Raw genomic sequence first — 17202 nt, forward strand, 5'->3', positions numbered from 1 at the left:
GATCGTGTGTGCCTGATCGTCATGATCAGGCGGGAACGGACGTCCCCAGGCGGGTGCTTGTACATCGAACGATCTGAGGGGTAACCCTAATGAATTACAACTGGGACTGGGGCGTGTTCTTCAAGTCCACCGGCGTGGGCAGCGAGACCTATCTCGACTGGTTCATCACCGGTTTGGGCTGGACCATCGCCATCGCCGTGGTGGCCTGGATCATCGCGCTGCTGCTGGGTTCGATCCTGGGTGTCATGCGCACCGTGCCGAACCGTCTGGTGTCGGGCATCGCCACGGTCTACGTGGAGATCTTCCGTAACGTGCCGCTGCTGGTGCAGCTGTTCATCTGGTACTTCCTGGTACCGGACCTGCTGCCGGCCAACCTCCAGGAGTGGTACAAGCAAGACCTCAACCCGACCACCTCGGCCTACCTGAGCGTTGTCGTGTGCCTGGGCCTGTTCACCGCCGCGCGGGTTTGCGAACAGGTTCGTACCGGCATCCAGGCGCTGCCACGCGGCCAGGAATCCGCCGCTCGTGCCATGGGCTTCTCGCTGCCGCAGATCTACTGGAACGTGCTGCTGCCCCAGGCCTACCGGATCATCATTCCGCCGCTCACCTCAGAGTTTCTCAACGTCTTCAAGAACTCCTCCGTGGCGTCCCTGATCGGCTTGATGGAACTGCTGGCCCAGACCAAACAGACCGCCGAGTTCTCGGCCAACCTGTTCGAAGCCTTCACCCTGGCTACCCTGATCTACTTCACCTTGAACATGAGCCTGATGCTGCTGATGCGCCTGGTAGAGAAAAAAGTATCGGTCCCCGGCCTGATCTCCGTGGGAGGTAAATAATGGAATTCGACTTCTCGGGCATCATCCCGGCCATTCCCGGCCTGTGGAACGGCATGCTGATGACCCTCAAGCTGATGGTCATGGGCGTAGTCGGCGGGATCGTCCTCGGTACCTTGCTGGCACTGATGCGCTTGTCCCACAACAAGCTGCTGTCGAACCTGGCCGGTGCCTACGTCAACTACTTCCGCTCGATTCCGCTGCTGCTGGTGATCACCTGGTTCTACCTGGCGGTGCCGTTCGTGCTGCGCTGGATCACCGGCGAAGACACCCCGATCGGTGCGTTCACCTCCTGCATCGTGGCCTTCATGATGTTCGAAGCGGCGTACTTCTGCGAAATCGTCCGTGCCGGCGTGCAGTCCATTCCCAAGGGCCAGATGGGCGCTGCCCAGGCACTGGGCATGAGCTACGGCCAGACCATGCGCCTGATCATCCTGCCCCAGGCGTTCCGCAAGATGACCCCGCTGCTGCTGCAGCAGAGCATCATCCTGTTCCAGGACACCTCCCTGGTGTACACCGTGGGCCTGGTGGACTTCCTCAACGCCTCGCGCTCCAGCGGCGACATCATCGGCCGCTCCAATGAATTCCTGATCGTTGCCGGTCTGGTGTATTTCACAATCAGCTTTGCCGCCTCGCTGCTGGTCAAGCGTCTGCAAAAAAGGTTCGCCGTATGATCTCTATCAAGAACATCAACAAGTGGTATGGGGACTTCCAGGTGCTGACTGATTGCAGCACCGAGGTCAAGAAAGGTGAAGTGGTGGTGGTCTGCGGGCCGTCCGGCTCGGGCAAGTCCACCCTGATCAAATGCGTCAACGCCCTGGAACCCTTCCAGAAAGGCGACATCGTGGTCGATGGCACCTCCATCGCCGACCCGAAGACCAACCTGCCGAAACTGCGTTCTCGCGTGGGCATGGTGTTCCAGCATTTCGAGCTGTTCCCGCACCTGACCATCACCGAAAACCTGACCATCGCGCAGATCAAGGTCCTGGGCCGCAGCAAGGAAGAGGCCACCAAGAAAGGCCTGCAACTGCTGGATCGCGTCGGCCTCGCCGCCCATGCCCACAAGCACCCGGGCCAGCTTTCCGGCGGCCAGCAACAGCGTGTGGCCATCGCCCGCGCCCTGGCCATGGACCCGATCGTCATGCTGTTTGACGAACCCACTTCGGCCCTGGACCCGGAAATGGTCAACGAGGTGCTGGACGTGATGGTGCAACTGGCCCAGGAAGGCATGACCATGATGTGCGTGACCCACGAAATGGGCTTTGCCCGCAAAGTGGCGAACCGGGTGATCTTCATGGACAAGGGCCAGATCATCGAAGACTGCCAGAAAGAAGAGTTCTTCGGCGATATCAGCGCCCGCTCCGAACGTGCCCAGCACTTCCTCGAGAAGATCCTGCAGCACTAAAACCCGCGTTCCTGTAGGCGCCGGCGTGCCTGCGATGGGACGGCATCTGACTCCCCTATCGTCAGCGCCGCCCTTATCGCCGGTAAGCCGGCTCCTACAGACACTGCGCAGTGGTTGACCCAAGGCATCTGTGATGAAATGCGACCCCACTCTCTATCGCGCCGCGCCGCCATCACTCGCCGTGAAACCCCGTCTGATCCGTCACCTGTTTCTACCGCCCCTGGTCATCTTGCTGATGATCGGCCTGGGCTACGTCGGCTTCTGGATCAGCGAGCACAACGGCATTCGCAGCCTCAGTGAAAATGGCGAACGCCAGCTGGAACTGCACGCCCGCGCCGTAGAAAGCGAGATCAGCAAATACACCTATCTGCCCAGCCTCTTGGAGCTGGAATCCAGTGTCTCCAGACTGCTGGCAGATCCCTCGCCGGAGCACCGGCAAACCGTCAACCAATACCTCGAAGGCCTTAATCGCCGCAGCCGCAGCCGGGCCATCTATGTCATGGACACCACCGGCCGGGTACTGGCCACCAGCAACTGGCGCGATGTCGACAGCTACCTGGGTGAAGACCTGTCCTTCCGCGCCTACTACCAGAACGCCGTACGTGGCCAGCCCGGACGTTTCTACGGCATCGGCAGCACCAACGGCGAGCCCGGCTACTACCTGGCCCACGGCCTGGAAGAACAAGGCAAGATCATCGGCGTGGCGGTCGTCAAAGTGCGCCTGGAGGCCCTGGAGGAACGCTGGCAGCGGGCCCGCCTGGAAGCCTTCGTCAGTGACGAGAACGGCATCATCATCCTCTCCAGCGACCCGGCGCGGCGCCTGAAGTCGGTTCGTCCCCTGAGCGACGACACCAAGGAACGCCTGGCCCGCAGCCTGCAGTACTACTGGTTCCCCCTCAACGAACTGGAACCCCTGGCCCGAGAACGCCTGGCCGAAGGTGTGGAGAAGCTGACTTTTCCCGCCAACACCGAACTGGTGTCCGACGACAAGGCCATCAGCTACCTGTCCCAGACCCGGCCGCTGAGCGACACCCCGTGGAACTTCACCCTGCTTACGCCCCTGCAGGACCTGCGCCGGGAAGCCATCAACCAAGGCATCCTGGTGGCCGTGGCCTTTGCCTTGGTGGCCTTCCTGCTGATCGCCTGGAATGAACGGCGCAAGGTCATCGCCACCCGCCTGGCCGCCCGAGAAGCCCTGCAGGAAGCCAACAGCCAGCTGGAACGACGGATCACCGAACGCACCGCCGACCTGCGGGCCAGCAACGAGCGTCTCAAGGGGCAGATCCGCGAACGCCGCCAGGCCGAAGAAACCCTGCGCCGAGCCCAGGACGAACTGGTCCAGGCCGGCAAGCTGGCGGCCATCGGCCAGATGTCCACCAGCATCGCCCACGAACTCAACCAGCCCCTGGCAGCGTTGCGTACCCTCTCCGGCAACACCGTACGTTTCCTTGAGCGCGGCGCCCTGGACACTGCTAGCGCCAACCTCAAGACCATCAACGAATTGATTGATCGCATGGGCCGCATCACCGCCAGCCTGCGCTCCTTCGCCCGCCGCGGCGACGACCAGGGCCAGGCCAGCCTCGACAAGGCCGTGGACGCCGCCCTGCAACTCCTCAACGCACGCATCGAACCCTTGCCCCTGTTACTGCACCGGGCCTTCACCGAGCAGACCCTGCAGATCGACCAGACCCGCCTGGAACAGATTCTGGTCAACCTGATCGGCAACGCCCTGGACGCCATGCAGGCACAACCGGCGCCGGAACTGTGGCTGGAAGGCGAGCCCGGCGACGGCAAGTATCGTCTGCGGGTACGCGACAACGGCCACGGCATTGATGCCGAAGCGCGCAAGCATCTGTTCGAACCCTTCTTCACCACCAAACCCGGCGAACAGGGCCTGGGCCTGGGCCTGACCCTGTCCGCCAGCCTCGCCGCCGCCACCGGCGGCAACCTGGGGGTGGAACATCCGGCAAGCGGCGGCACCGCCTTTGTCCTCAGCTTGCCCCTGGCAAGCCCCAATCAAGCCGAGCCGATATGAACAACGAGCTGACCGTGCTGATCGTCGAAGACGACCCCCATGTCCTGCTGGGTTGCCAACAGGCCCTGGCCCTGGAAGACATTCCCTGCATTGGCGTGGGCAGCGCCGAAGAAGCCCTGGCCCAGGTCGGGGAGAACTTTCCCGGCATCGTGGTCAGTGATATCCGCCTGCCGGGCATCGATGGCCTGGAACTGCTGACCCAACTCAAGGCCCGGGATCGCAGCCTGCCGGTGGTGCTGATCACCGGTCACGGTGATATTTCCATGGCCGTGGGGGCGATGCAGAAAGGCGCCTACGACTTCATGGAGAAACCCTTCTCTCCCGAACGTCTGGTGGACGTGGCCCGCCGCGCCCTGGAACAACGGGGACTGGCCCGGGAAGTGACTTCCCTGCGCCGCCAGTTGGCCGAACGCAGCTCCCTGGAAGGGCGGATCATCGGTCGCTCGCCGGCCATGCAAAATCTGCGGGAGTTGATCGCCAATGTCGCCGACACTTCGGCCAACGTGCTGATCGAGGGCGAAACCGGTACCGGCAAGGAACTGGTTGCCCGTTGCCTGCACGACTTCAGCCGCCGCCACCAGCAACAGTTCGTCGCCCTGAACTGCGGCGGCCTGCCGGAAAATCTGTTCGAAAGCGAAATCTTCGGCCATGAGGCCAACGCCTTCACCGGGGCCGGCAAACGTCGTATCGGCAAGATCGAGCACGCCCACCAGGGCACGCTGTTCCTCGATGAAGTAGAAAGCATGCCGATCAATCTGCAGATCAAACTGCTGCGAGTACTGCAGGAGCGGACCCTGGAGCGCCTCGGTTCGAACCAGAGCGTGGCCGTGGATTGCCGGGTGATCGCGGCCACCAAATCGGACCTGGACGAACTGAGCCGGGCCAAGGAATTTCGCAGCGACCTGTATTACCGCCTCAACGTAGTGACCCTGGAACTCCCGCCCCTGCGCGAGCGCCGCGAGGACATCCTGCAACTGTTCGAGCACTTCCTGCAGCAGTCGTCCCTGCGTTTCGACCGCGCCGTACCAGAGCTGGACAACCAGACCCTGTCGACCCTCATGAGCCACGACTGGCCGGGCAACGTGCGCGAGCTGCGCAACGTCGCCGAACGCTTTGCCCTCGGCCTGCCGGCGTTCAAGAAGTCCGGCAGCAGCAGTGCCCAGGGCCTGGGTTTCGCCGAAGCGGTGGAAGCCTTTGAACGCAACCTGTTGAACGATGCCTTGCAGCGCAGCGGCGGCAACCTGACCCAGGCCAGCCAGGAACTGGGCATGGCCAAGACCACGCTGTTCGACAAGGTCAAGAAGTACGGCCTGAGCCACTGACCCGAGGCGCACCCGTTATGGATCTATTGTTGAAGGCCGCCCTGGGCGCGGCGGTGGTGGTGATTCTGGCGGCCCTGGCCAAGACCCGGAACTACTACATCGCCGGCCTGGTGCCGCTGTTCCCGACCTTTGCCCTGATTGCCCACTACATCGTCGGCAAGGGCCGTTCCCTCGATGACCTGAAGACCACCATCCTGTTCGGCATGTGGTCGATCATTCCCTACTTCGTCTACCTGGCGACACTCTATGTGATGGTCGACCGCCTGCGCCTGGAAGCGTCCCTGGCAGTGGCTGCCGTGGCTTGGCTGATAGCCGCGACGATCCTGGTCAGCGTCTGGGTGCGCCTCCACGCCTGAGTCCCCTCCACTCCCGTAGGAGCGAGCTTGCTCGCGAACCGGCCGACGTCTTCTTCGCCGGCAAGCCGGCGCCTGCGGGAGCGGGGCTGGCCCGACCCTTGCATTTACCCTGTAAAGCCCGCCCAGCCTGCGTTTCAGCCTGATCACGCAGTTTTATGGAGGGCGCTGCCATGGGTAAAGAACACCTTGAACATCTTAGATCTCGACCACAGCCTGACCGCCCAGGAGCCCATAGTGCGGCGCCTGAAAAGCGGCCAGGCGCGACGCCTGGACCTGCTGGACCTGGGCCCCAAGCTGCGACTCTGGTCCACCGAACGCACCTACCGTCATTTCCGCGAGCGCCTGGGCCAACGCCCCCGGCACAGCGGCCCGCAACCGGAAATCTTCTTTGTCGGCTCCGGCGACTATCACCACCTGACCCCGGCCTTTCTCAGCGATCTGCCCGAGCCGGTCAGCCTGATCCACTTCGACAATCACCCGGACTGGGTACGCTTCGCCCCCCGCCGACACTGCGGTTCCTGGGTCAACCGGGCACTGAAGCTGCCGAATATCCAGCGCATCGTCACCCTGGGCCCCTGCAGTGAAGACCTGCACAACCCGCAACTGCGGGGCGGCAACCTCGGCGCCCTGAAGCACGGCAAGCTGCAGCTGTTTCCCTGGCAACATGCGCCGTCCAAGGTCTGGGGCCGGGTCGGTGACGGTGCCGGGCACCAGCAACAGGAAAACCACCTGCACTGGCGCAACCTGGCGGACCTGGACTGGCAAGCCTTCCTGACCCAGATGATTGATAGCCTGCCCACCGAGGCGATATGGATCACCATCGACAAGGACGTGCTGGCCAGCGAGGACGCCGCCACCAACTGGGACCAGGGCGGCATGCGCCTGACCCACTTGCTGCAGGCGCTGCGCGAGCTGGCGGCGCGCAAGCGGGTCCTGGGCATCGATGTCTGCGGCGAGTTCGCCAAGCCGGCCTTCAGCAATGCCTTCAAGCGCTGGGAAGCCAAGTCCGATCAACCTCCGGCCGAACGCTGGAGCCAGGACGACCTGCTGCGCAACTCAGTAACCAATGAAGCCCTGATCTCGCTGTTCGAGGAGCTGTTCCCGTGACCTTGACCGTTGTTCTGTTAGTCGCCTTTTCCATTGTCCTGGACGTCATCGGCCAGCTTTGTTTCAAGCTCGGTCTGGACCGCCTGCCGGAGCTGGAAGGCGGCTTTCGCCTGAATGCCTTCTGGGGCCAGGTGTTCAATGCCCCTCTGCTGTGGTGCGGTATCGGGGCCTATGTGATCGAGTTTTTCGTCTGGCTCGAAGCCCTGTCCCGGGCCCCTCTGAGCCTACTGTTTCCGGCTGCGGCCCTGGCCTATTGCGGCGTGGTACTGGCGGGCAAGGTGGTGCTGGGCGAGACCGTCAGCCGGCGGCGCTGGATGGGTACGCTGGTGATCACCGCCGGGGTGATGCTGGTTTGCGTGGCCAGTACCTGAGCCTTATTCAACGAATAGAAGGAAACGTTTCATGAGTTCGAACACCTCCCACGGCTGGTTGCACGAGCGTCTGGGCACCATCGTGCTCTGGGCCCTGCTGATCGGCTTCGAGAGCGCCGGCCAGATCGCCACCAAGGTCGGCGGCGACCAATTGGGGCAGATGGATTTCAACCTGCAATGGCTGGCGGCGGTAGCGGTCAATCCTGGCGTTTTGCTGGCAATTGCCTGCTATATCGGCGCATTTTTCGTGTGGATGCTGATATTGCGTCGTAGCAGCCTGTCCCTGGCCTTCCCCTTGAGTTCCCTGGTCTTTGTCGTGGTGCTGCTGGGCTCCTGGCTGGGCCTGGGCGAACAGATCAGCCTGCTGCACTGGGTCGGGGTCTTGGTGATCATTGGCGGGATTGCCCTCTTGGCGGAGGGAGAAGAGGCCTGAGGGCCTCTTTGCTAAAGCGAAGGGATGTTGTGTAGGAGCCAGCTAGCCGGCGAAGGCGATCTTGCCGGCCCCTTCGCTGGCAAGCCAGCTCCTACAGCCACGGGGTTTAGGCCTTGCGGTGGGCAACCAGGAATCCCAGGCCGTGGGATACGGATATCACTTTCACCCCCGCCGCCCGCTGCTGTTCGCGGATCTCGCGGTGGAAGGCCTTGACCTTGGTCCAATGCATTTTCGGCCGGTAATGGTGCTCGGCGTGATAACCGTTGTTCATCCAGATCAGGTTGTACAGCGGGCTATAGGAACTCACGCCCCAGGCAATCGGCAGGTCCGGATTGCCCCCCAGATGCTCGTAGTAGCCATTGAGCGACGACAGCGACTGCCCCAGGTACCAGAACGGCAGCAGTACCAGCACCGCATGCCAGTCATACAGGGCCAGGGCCAGGTAGAACGCCACTGTGACGCCGATCTCCACTTTTACCCAACGTGCATCGTCAGGCCGTTTGCGCTGCATTTCCTGATAGATCTCCTTGGGATCGTCGCGAAAAAAGCTCAAAAAAGTGTAGGCCCAGGGATTGTCCGGCTGGCCATTCTTGCCATGCAGGTAGATCGATAGCGGGTCCACGGTCTTGCCGTGGGCGTCTGGCAGATCGGAGTTGCCCCGGTGATGACGGTTGTGAATGTCGCGGTACAGGGTCTGGGAGAAACCTATGGTCACCGACAGCAGCAGATCGAAGGCACGGTTCATCCACCCGGGGGTGAAATAGGCGTTGTGGATCTGGTTGTGGGAAATGCTGTTGATGCTCCACGACAGGCTGACTGAATACAGCAGGGCTGCCGGGGCGATGAACCACCAGGACAGGGCGTGGAAATCCAGCACCAGCCACAGGACGAAGGCGAAATGCGCCACGGCCATGACAATCGGAATCAGGTCCCAAAGGGAATAGGCCAGTAGACGGTAGGCAGGTCGAGCCATGAAAAACTTCCTGAGAAATTGAGTACATGGCCGTCATTGCAAAGGCCAGACCAGTTTTCCCTGGAAGCGCCGCAGGCCGGGTTGCGGCCTGCGGCAGTGTGCCTCAGAACTTGTAGCTGATGGCGGTCTGCACCTGGCCCTGGTTGACCTCGCCCCGCTGGCGAACGATGGAGCTGTCCGCCGCGGAGTTGACCAGGCGGATCCAACTGGCGCTGGCCACCAGCGACCAGTTGTTGCCCAGTGGCACCTGGATGTTCTGGCTCAGGCTGAAGTTCTGCAGGCCGCCGCCGGCACTGTAGCGATCGATACCCGAAGCCAGGGCTTCCTTGGCGTTGACGCCATAGAAGGTCTGACTCTGACGGGCGTCGGCAAAGTGCAGGGTCAGGTTATTGCTGCCGATGATGCCCATGCCCAAGGGGTAGCCGATCTCGCCTCCGACCTTGCCCAGCATGCCGCCCTGGCCACCGGCACCGCCGACGGCCTGGCCCACGGCGGCGAACACCCGCCAGAAGTCGTCAGGGGCGTATTGCACGAAAGCCCCGACATCGGCCATGTCGCGCACGTCCCGCAAGCCGCGCAGGTCGCCGTCGGCGTTACGTCCCTGCAGGTAGTTGATATAGGGGCCGGCGCTGAAACCATTGCCCTTGAACGCATCCCAGGTCAGGCCGTCGTCGGTACTCAGGCTGACGTCGCCCCAGTCCAGGTCCAGGTATGGCAACGGCACGGTGTCATAGCTGCTGCCCGTGGGGTCATGGGGTTGATAGCCGACGCCCAGGCCCAGTTCGCCAGTGATGTCGGAATCGGCAAAGGCACCACAGGCAACGGTCAGCGACAGCAAGCCGGCGAGTAAAGCGGGGGAAGAAAGCCGGGGCATGAATGAGTTTCCTTGTCTGAACATGCGCGCATCAATCATCAGAGCGCCCCTCGGGCGCAAGCACTGATGTTGTTTGTAGCAACCTACAAAAATTGTAGCAAGAACCCTACAAATCTCCCGCCACCCTCGCCAGAGCCCCAGCCCTGCTGGGTTATCGCAACTTGGCACAGTCCCTGCTGTACCCCTGCCGCAAGCGCAAACAGCGCTCTTATTCAACAGGTAACAGCAGATGATGCACTGGCATATCGTATGTGACTTCGACGGGACCATCTCCCGCGCCGACGTGATCGATAACGTTCTCCAACGCTTCGCCGACCCGAGCTGGGAAGGCATAGAGCAGGAATGGCTGGACGGTCACATCGGCTCCCGAGAATGCCTCAGCCGCCAACTGGCCCTGGTCAAGGCTTCGCCCGCCGAACTGCTGGGCTACTTCGACAGTGTCGAAATCGACCCGGACTTCCCCGACTTCGTCGATCACGTGATCGGCCTGGGCGCTTCCATTGAAGTGGTCAGTGACGGCATCGAGCAAGGCATCGCCCGCATCCTGGCACGCAACTACGTGACCCTGCTGCCGATCCTCGCCAACCGCCTGCGCCAGGTCGACCACAACAGCTGGCGCATCGACTTTCCCTACGCCAGCGACGCCTGCCGCGCCGCCTCCGGCAACTGCAAGTGCAAATCCACCCCACGGGGCAAACGCGTGCTGGTGATCGGTGATGGCCAGTCGGACATGTGCGTGGCCTCCACCGCCGACTTCGTCTTCGCCAAGGATCGCCTGGCCGACTACTGCGAACGCAACAAGATTCCTCACGCTCGGTTCGACTCCTTCGCCGAACTGCCGGCGCTGTTGGCAAAACTGCCGAACAACGCGGCCAACGCGACCAATTTCTCCCTTGAAACCCAGGAACTCTTCCACCATGTCTGATATCCGCATCGCTACCCCAGAAGACCAGATCCTTCTGGAAAAAGAAGCCAAGTACTGCTCCTACGGCGATACCGTTCACTACATCGAACCCCCTCGTATCTTCAGCCGCTGCGAAGGTTCCTACGTCTGGGACACCAGCGACCAGGCCTACCTCGACCTGCAGATGTGGTACTCGGCGGTGAACTTCGGCTACGCCAACCCGCGCCTGAACAATGCCCTCAAGCAACAGATCGACACCCTGCCGCAGATTGCCAGCCAGTACCTGCACAAAGGCAAGATCGAACTGTCGGAAATGATTGCCGTGGACGCCAAGAAGAAGTTCGGCCTCGACGGTCGCGTGCACTTCAACGTCGGCGGTTCGCAGTCGGTGGAAGACTCGCTGAAAGTGGTGCGTAACGCCACCAACGGCAAGAGCCTGATGTTCGCCTTCGAAGGCGGCTACCACGGTCGCACCCTGGGCGCTTCGTCGATCACCTCCAGCTACCGCTACCGTCGCCGCTACGGCCACTTCGGCGAGCGCGCGCAGTTCATTCCGTTCCCGTACCACTTCCGCGGCCCCAAGGGCATGACCAAGGAAGAATACGGCAGCCACTGCGTGCAGCAGTTCGCCCGCCTGTTCGAGACTGAATACAACGGCGTCTGGGACCCGAAAGTCGGCCAAAGCGAATACGCGGCCTTCTACGTCGAGCCGATCCAGGGCACCGGTGGCTACGTGATCCCGCCCATGAACTTCTACAGCGAACTCAAGCATGTGCTGGACCAGCACGGCATCCTGATGGTGGTGGACGAAATCCAGATGGGCTTCTACCGCACCGGCAAGCTGTGGTCCATCGAGCACTTCGACGTCAAACCCGACGTGATCGTGTTCGGCAAGGCACTGACCAACGGCCTCAACCCGCTGGGCGGTATCTGGGCCCGTGAAGAGCTGATCAACCCGGGCGTGTTCCCACCGGGATCGACTCACTCCACCTTCGCCTCCAACCCGCTGGGTACTGCGGTGGGCCTGGAAATGTTCAAGATGACTAGCGAGATCGACTACGGCGCGATGGTCATGGAAAAGGGCAAATACTTCCTGGCCGGCCTGCAAGACCTGCAGAAGCGCTACCCGATCATCGGCGACGTCGACGGCCTGGGCCTGGCCCTGCGCTGCGAAATCTGCACCACTGACGGCTTCACTCCGGACAAGGCGACCCTGGACTTCATGGTCGAGGAAGGCATGAAGGGCGACATCGAAATCGACGGCCAGCGCCTGGGCCTGATCCTCGATGTGGGCGGCTACTACAAGAACGTCATCACCCTGGCCCCGTCGCTGGAAATCAGCTACGCGGAAATCGACCTGGGCATCGCGCTGCTGGACCGCCTGCTGGATCGGGCCATGAAGCGATGAGCGCCGCTGAGATCGATCTGGGCGAAGGCGACGCCGGCTTCGTTCTCGGCACGGGTCCGGTCGGGGTCTTGTTGATCCACGGCCTGACCGGCACCCCGACGGAACTCCGTCGGGTGGCCCAGGGCCTGGTCAAGGACGGTACGTGCACGGTGTACGTACCGACCCTGCCCGGGCACTGCGGGGACAACAGCGACCTGCAGGCCACCGGCTGGCAGGACTGGTACGAGGGCGTGCGCAAGACCTTTGTCGGCGTGCAGCAGCGTCACGAGCAAGTGTTCGTCGGCGGCCTGTCCATGGGCGCAGTGATGTCCATGTACCTGGCGTCCGAACATCCGGGGCAGATCAGCGGCCTGCTGATGTATTCCACAACCCTCAAGTACGACGGTTGGAGCATCAACAAGCTGGCGTTCCTCACCCCGTTGCTGATGAAGATCCCCTTCGGCGTGCACATCTGCCGCTTCGAGGAAAAACCGCCCTACGGCATCAAGAACGAACGCCTGCGGGCCATTGTCGAGAAACAGATGAAGGCCGGCGAAAGCAGCAATGCCGGACTCCTGACCATGGAGGGCGTGACGGTGCGCGAGTTGCATCGGATGAACGCCGTGGTCAAGAAACGCATGCCTTCGATCATGACCCCGGCCCTGGTGCTGCACTCCAGCGAGGACGACATCACCAGTCCCTGGAACGCCGACTACGTGGAGCGCAAGCTCGGCGGCCCGGTGACCAAGATTCTCCTCGACAACTGCTATCACATGATCACCGTGGACCTGCAATACCAGCGGGTGATCGAGTTGAGCGCGGACTTCATCCAGCAGCGAGTGGTTGCACCTGCGGTGCGCGAAGACTACCGACAGCTGGCATGACTTAAGGAAGAGACGTGATTACCGCCCAAGCCTATTCCACCATCCAGGCCATTGAACGCAGCGCCTGGAATGACTGTTTCCCAGAGGCCCTGGAGGATTGGGACTACTACCTGGCCGTGGAAAAAGCCGCCATCGCCGACTTTCAGTGGCGCTACCTGGCACTTTACGAAGGCTCGACCCTGGTCGCGGTGGCCCCGGCCTTCACCACTCAGTATCGGCTCGACACCACGGTTTCGGGCCTGGCCAAACGCTTCACCGAACGCCTGGAACGCCAGTGGCCCGGGGTCCTGCAACTGCGCCTTTACGCCATCGGCTCGCCGGTGGCCGAACAGTGCCATGCCGGCACCGCCAGCCATGTTCCACCCCAGCGCCGGCAGGCCCTGCTGGAACAATTGCTGCAGCTGGCACGGCGCGATGCCGACAGCTTCGGCATCGGCCTGATGGCGGTCAAGGACGCGCCCAGCAACGACCCGCAATGGGCCGCCAGTTGCCTGGCCGCCGGCCTGCAGGCCATGCCGAGCCTGCCCAGCGCAATACTCCCGGTGCCCTTCGCCTCGATCGATGCGTATCTGGGCACCCTGGGCAAATCCACCCGCAAGGACCTGCGGCGCAAGCTGCGCGCCCCAGGACCGCGCATCGAATGGCGCCAGCGGATCGACGACGTGCTGCCGGACATCATGCGCCTGTACGAGGCGACCCTGAATCGCAGCGACCTGCAGTTCGAACGCCTGCCGGCGGACTATTTCACCGGCACCCTCGAGCAACTGGGAGATCGCGCCGCCTGCGTCCTGTACTGGGTCAACGACCAACTGGTGGCATTCAACCTGGTGCTCGTCGACCAGCATCGGCTGATCGACAAGTTCTTTGCCCACGACCTCAATCTCAGTCGCGAACACAACCTCTACTCGCGCAGTTGGCTGGCCAATGTCGACTACTGTATCCAGCAGCGCATTCCCTTGTACGAGTGTGGTCAGGCCGGTTACGCCAGCAAGTTGCGCCTGGGTTGTCGTTTCACCGGTAACATGTTGTTTTTCCGACATCGCAATCCCTTGCTCAATGCCCTGCTCAAGGTGATAAAACGCTTTGTCCGCCCGGATCGCTCCGACCCCGCCATGGCTGCTGCAATAAGCGAAAGTACATGACCAGAAAAGATCGTCGCCCGCCCCGCCCCTTCGCCATCTCCCGCTGGAGCCTGCAGCGCAAGCTGGTGTTGGCGTTCTGGCTGGTCAGTGTGATTCCCACCATGATTGCCGCGGAACTGGCAGCCACCACCCTGTCGGAAATCTTCGACAGCAACGTGCGCATCTGGCTGCAGGAATCCACCAAGATCGTCGAGGACGAGATCACCGAGATCCTCCATGACAACGCGCGGATCGCCCAGTTGTTCCTGCGCTATACCCGTCCCCCCACCGATCGCAACGCGGCCAAGCACGACAAGCTCACAGCCGACATTGCCGACTCCATGGGCATCGACGTGGTGGCACTGATCCGCAAGAGCGACCACAAGGTGATGTTCACCACCGCCGCCGACGACGTGGTGGGGCAGATCAGCACCGCTTCCAACGCCGTGCTGCAGACCATCCAGGTCGGCGGCGTGGCCACCGGGGCGGTGGTCTCGACCTTCCAGACCCAGCTCGACGGGGTCGACTATCAGCTGTTGATCGCCACCTACCTGGACGCCAGCTTCCTCACCAGCGTGGCCGATGTGCATTCGCTGGACCTGCGCCTGTACCTGGCCAAGGCCGATGACTTCTCGGAGATCTTCGCCACCCAGCGCTTCGAGGACCACCCGCCCCGAGTGCCGCACAAGATTGAAGACATCCTGCGCGCCACCCGTCAGCCGACCGAGCAGTTCACCAGCCGCTACAGTGGCCTGTACCGGCCGATCTTCAACGACAGCGGCGACCTGGTGGGGGTGATTTTCAGCGGTCTGCTGCGCCACAGCAGCCTGGTGGGCCTGGTCAACCAGAGCAACCTGTTCATCCTGATCTTCCTCCTCAGCTCGGCAGCCTCGCTGTGCGTCGGCTGGCTGGTCTCGCAACGCCTGACGCGGCCGCTGCGTGGCTTGTCCAAGGGTGTCCAGGCGGTAATCGCCGGCGACTACCGGCAACGGGTGCCGGTGATCGGTGGCGACGAACTGGCGGAGCTGAGCAGCACCTTCAACCACATGAGCGAGCGCCTGGGGGAACTGCAGCACCTGGAGGGCCAGTTGCGCCGTCGCGACCGCCTGCACGCACTGGGTGAAGTGGCCATGGGCCTGGCCCACGAGATCCGCAATCCGTTGGGCATCATCAAGACCGCGACGCAGTTGCTGCACCGTCGGGCCAACCTGCCGGAAAACGACAAGCGCCACCTGGAATACGTGATCAGCGAAGTCAGCCGGATCAACGACCTGATCACCGAGTTCCTCGACTTCGCCAAGCCCAGCGCCCCGATCCGCGCCACACAGCTGGTACGCCCGTTGGTGGAGGATCTGCTGGGCTTTTGCACCCCGGAACTGGCGACCCACAATATCGACGCGCGGATCGACGACCAGGCACCGGGGGCGACCATCCACGCCGATGCCCGGCAGCTCAAGCAGGCCTGCCTGAACCTGATCCTCAACGCCATCGACGCCATGCCCGAAGGCGGCCGCCTGACCCTGGGCATCGCCCAGCAGGAAGACGAAACCATCATCAGCGTCAGCGATACCGGCCAGGGCATCGAGCCGGACATGCTGGAGCGCATTTTCACCCCATTCGTCACCACCAAGGCCTCGGGCACCGGCCTGGGCCTGGCGAAAGTCTATTCGATCATGGAAAGCCATGACGGCCACATCGAGTGCATCAGCGAAAAAGATGCCGGCGCCACCTTCAGCCTGTACATTCCGGCCAACGGTGAAGAGGACGACGAGGACACTGATGACGCATAACCTGCTGGTGGTCGATGACGAACCCAAACTCTGCGACCTGCTGTCCTCGGCCCTGAGCCAGAACGGCATCCAGGTGTTCACGGCGGGCAATGGCCTGCATGCCCTCAAGGTGCTGGAGCAGGAAGACATCGACCTGGTGATCAGCGACTGGCGCATGCCGGGGATGGACGGGCCCCAGCTGCTGGGGGAAATCAAGCAGCGCTACCCGAACCTGCCGGTGATCGTGATGACCGCCTACAGCACGGTGAAGAACGCCGTGCAGTCCATGCGCAACGGCGCTTACGACTACATTGCCAAGCCCTTCGATATCGACGAGCTGGACATCACCGTCAGCAAGGCCCTGCAGTTTCGCGACATCCTCAAAGACAACCAGCGCATGCGCGCCGAACTCGACGAGCACCAGCAGTTCGACAGCCTGGTGGGCGACAGCCCGGCCTTTCGCCAGGTACTGCAGGCGGTGGACTCGGTACGCGAGAGCAGCGCCACCATTCTCCTGACCGGAGAAAGCGGCACTGGCAAGGAGATGGTCGCCCGGGCCATCCACAAGCACGGCAATCGCGCGGACAAACCCTTTGTCGCCGTCAATTGCGCGGCCATTCCCGAAGGCTTGCTGGAAAGCGAGATGTTCGGCCACCGCAAGGGCGCCTTCACCGGCGCCGTGGCGGACCGGGTCGGACGCTTCCAGCAGGCCGACAAGGGCACCCTGTTTCTCGATGAAGTGGGCGACATGCCCCTGGCCTTGCAGGCCAAGATCCTCCGCGCCCTGCAGGAGCGCGTGATCGAGCCGGTGGGCGATCCCCGGGAGCGCAAGGTCGATGTGCGGGTGATCGCCGCGACCAACAAGAACCTGCTGGAAGCCGTGGCCAACAAGGAGTTCCGCGAGGATCTGTACTACCGCCTCAACGTCTTTCCCATTCCCTTGCCGGCGCTGCGCGAGCGGGTCGAGGACATCGCCCCACTGGCCCGCCACTTCGCCCACAGCCTGGGGGCCACCGCCGGCAAGCGCATCACCGGCTTCAGCCCACAAGCCCTGCAGGCCATGGCTTGCTACAGCTGGCCAGGGAACATCCGCGAACTGCAGAACTGCGTGGAGCGGGCCACCATCGTCGCCCGCGCCCCGGTCATCGAAGAGAGTGACCTGCCGGGCTATCTGTTCGACACCCCGCCGACCGGAGCCGAGGGCAGCGTTGCCCTCAGCGTCGGCCCGCAAGTGCCCAGCGACCTGGACGCGGCCCTGGCCGAAGTGGAGCGGGCCTACATCCTGGCGGCCCTCCACCAAAGCAACGGCGTCCAGGCGGCAGCGGCGCAGATGATCGGTATTTCCGAACGCAGCTTCTGGTACCGCCTGAAAAAGCTGGGCATTCAGGTGGACAAGATCGTTCGTTGAGACGGTGTTGCCTCATTCGC

General features: G+C 62.7%; 17 protein-coding genes. 15 read left to right on the plus strand and 2 right to left on the minus strand.

The window, feature by feature from the left end:
- Nucleotides 1-89: 89 nt before the first annotated feature.
- From P7C00_RS25565 to P7C00_RS25605, 9 genes are all read left to right on the plus strand, one after another.
- Nucleotides 90-836: an amino acid ABC transporter permease gene (locus P7C00_RS25565; protein ID WP_123726042.1), complete on the plus strand. Its 747-nt coding sequence runs from the start codon at nucleotides 90-92 to the stop codon at nucleotides 834-836.
- Entirely contained in the window at nucleotides 836-1507 is a 672-nt protein-coding gene (locus P7C00_RS25570; RefSeq protein WP_346632521.1) for an ABC transporter permease subunit, read from the plus strand. The genes P7C00_RS25565 and P7C00_RS25570 overlap by 1 nt, the downstream gene beginning before the upstream one ends.
- A complete protein-coding gene (locus P7C00_RS25575; RefSeq protein WP_016964662.1) occupies nucleotides 1504-2238 on the plus strand; it encodes an amino acid ABC transporter ATP-binding protein in 735 nt (244 codons plus the stop codon). Before P7C00_RS25570 ends, P7C00_RS25575 begins: the two co-directional genes overlap by 4 nt.
- A gap of 133 nt (nucleotides 2239-2371) precedes the next feature.
- Nucleotides 2372-4273, plus strand: coding sequence for a sensor histidine kinase (locus P7C00_RS25580; RefSeq protein WP_346632522.1), 1902 nt, complete (start codon nucleotides 2372-2374; stop codon nucleotides 4271-4273).
- A gap of 44 nt (nucleotides 4274-4317) precedes the next feature.
- Entirely contained in the window at nucleotides 4318-5595 is a 1278-nt protein-coding gene (locus P7C00_RS25585; RefSeq protein ID WP_404940090.1) for a sigma-54-dependent transcriptional regulator, read from the plus strand.
- A gap of 26 nt (nucleotides 5596-5621) precedes the next feature.
- Nucleotides 5622-5951, plus strand: a complete 330-nt coding sequence (locus P7C00_RS25590; RefSeq protein WP_169892259.1) for a GlpM family protein — start codon at nucleotides 5622-5624, stop codon at nucleotides 5949-5951.
- Between the two features lie 186 nt (nucleotides 5952-6137).
- Nucleotides 6138-7058, plus strand: coding sequence for an arginase (locus P7C00_RS25595; RefSeq protein ID WP_346632524.1), 921 nt, complete (start codon nucleotides 6138-6140; stop codon nucleotides 7056-7058).
- The gene (locus P7C00_RS25600) at nucleotides 7055-7429 is read left to right on the plus strand and encodes a transporter (RefSeq protein ID WP_115580793.1); all 375 of its coding nucleotides are present in this window, start codon (nucleotides 7055-7057) and stop codon (nucleotides 7427-7429) included. The genes P7C00_RS25595 and P7C00_RS25600 overlap by 4 nt, the downstream gene beginning before the upstream one ends.
- A gap of 31 nt (nucleotides 7430-7460) precedes the next feature.
- Nucleotides 7461-7862 carry an EamA family transporter gene (locus tag P7C00_RS25605; RefSeq protein ID WP_025129629.1) on the plus strand — a complete coding sequence of 134 codons (402 nt, stop codon included), beginning with the start codon at nucleotides 7461-7463 and terminating at the stop codon, nucleotides 7860-7862.
- 106 nt (nucleotides 7863-7968) lie between these two features.
- Here P7C00_RS25605 and P7C00_RS25610 read toward each other — a convergent pair whose 3' ends face one another.
- A complete protein-coding gene (locus P7C00_RS25610; protein WP_346632525.1) occupies nucleotides 7969-8835 on the minus strand; it encodes a fatty acid desaturase in 867 nt (288 codons plus the stop codon).
- 103 nt (nucleotides 8836-8938) lie between these two features.
- A complete protein-coding gene (locus P7C00_RS25615; RefSeq protein WP_346632526.1) occupies nucleotides 8939-9709 on the minus strand; it encodes a MipA/OmpV family protein in 771 nt (256 codons plus the stop codon).
- Nucleotides 9710-9938: 229 nt separating this feature from the next.
- Here P7C00_RS25615 and P7C00_RS25620 point away from each other — a divergent pair, with 229 nt between their 5' ends.
- The 6 genes from P7C00_RS25620 to P7C00_RS25645 are packed head-to-tail and all read left to right on the plus strand — an operon-like array spanning nucleotide 9939 to nucleotide 17182.
- A complete protein-coding gene (locus tag P7C00_RS25620) occupies nucleotides 9939-10634 on the plus strand; it encodes an HAD-IB family phosphatase (RefSeq protein WP_011063137.1) in 696 nt (231 codons plus the stop codon).
- Nucleotides 10627-12021 carry an aminotransferase class III-fold pyridoxal phosphate-dependent enzyme gene (locus tag P7C00_RS25625; RefSeq protein ID WP_346632527.1) on the plus strand — a complete coding sequence of 465 codons (1395 nt, stop codon included), beginning with the start codon at nucleotides 10627-10629 and terminating at the stop codon, nucleotides 12019-12021. Before P7C00_RS25620 ends, P7C00_RS25625 begins: the two co-directional genes overlap by 8 nt.
- Complete coding sequence (locus P7C00_RS25630) at nucleotides 12018-12884, plus strand: alpha/beta fold hydrolase (protein WP_346632528.1); 867 nt, start codon at nucleotides 12018-12020, stop codon at nucleotides 12882-12884. The genes P7C00_RS25625 and P7C00_RS25630 overlap by 4 nt, the downstream gene beginning before the upstream one ends.
- A 14-nt stretch (nucleotides 12885-12898) precedes the next feature.
- Complete coding sequence (locus P7C00_RS25635; protein WP_346632529.1) at nucleotides 12899-14026, plus strand: GNAT family N-acetyltransferase; 1128 nt, start codon at nucleotides 12899-12901, stop codon at nucleotides 14024-14026.
- Nucleotides 14023-15795, plus strand: a complete 1773-nt coding sequence (locus tag P7C00_RS25640; RefSeq protein WP_404937566.1) for an ATP-binding protein — start codon at nucleotides 14023-14025, stop codon at nucleotides 15793-15795. The genes P7C00_RS25635 and P7C00_RS25640 overlap by 4 nt, the downstream gene beginning before the upstream one ends.
- On the plus strand, nucleotides 15785-17182 hold the full coding sequence (locus P7C00_RS25645) for a sigma-54-dependent transcriptional regulator (RefSeq protein ID WP_404937567.1): 1398 nt from the start codon (nucleotides 15785-15787) through the stop codon (nucleotides 17180-17182). The genes P7C00_RS25640 and P7C00_RS25645 overlap by 11 nt, the downstream gene beginning before the upstream one ends.
- Nucleotides 17183-17202: the final 20 nt, after the last annotated feature.

Origin of the sequence: Pseudomonas sp. JDS08PS003 (genome assembly GCF_045013505.1) — a bacterium.
Taxonomy (GTDB): Bacteria; Pseudomonadota; Gammaproteobacteria; order Pseudomonadales; family Pseudomonadaceae; genus Aquipseudomonas; species Aquipseudomonas protegens_B.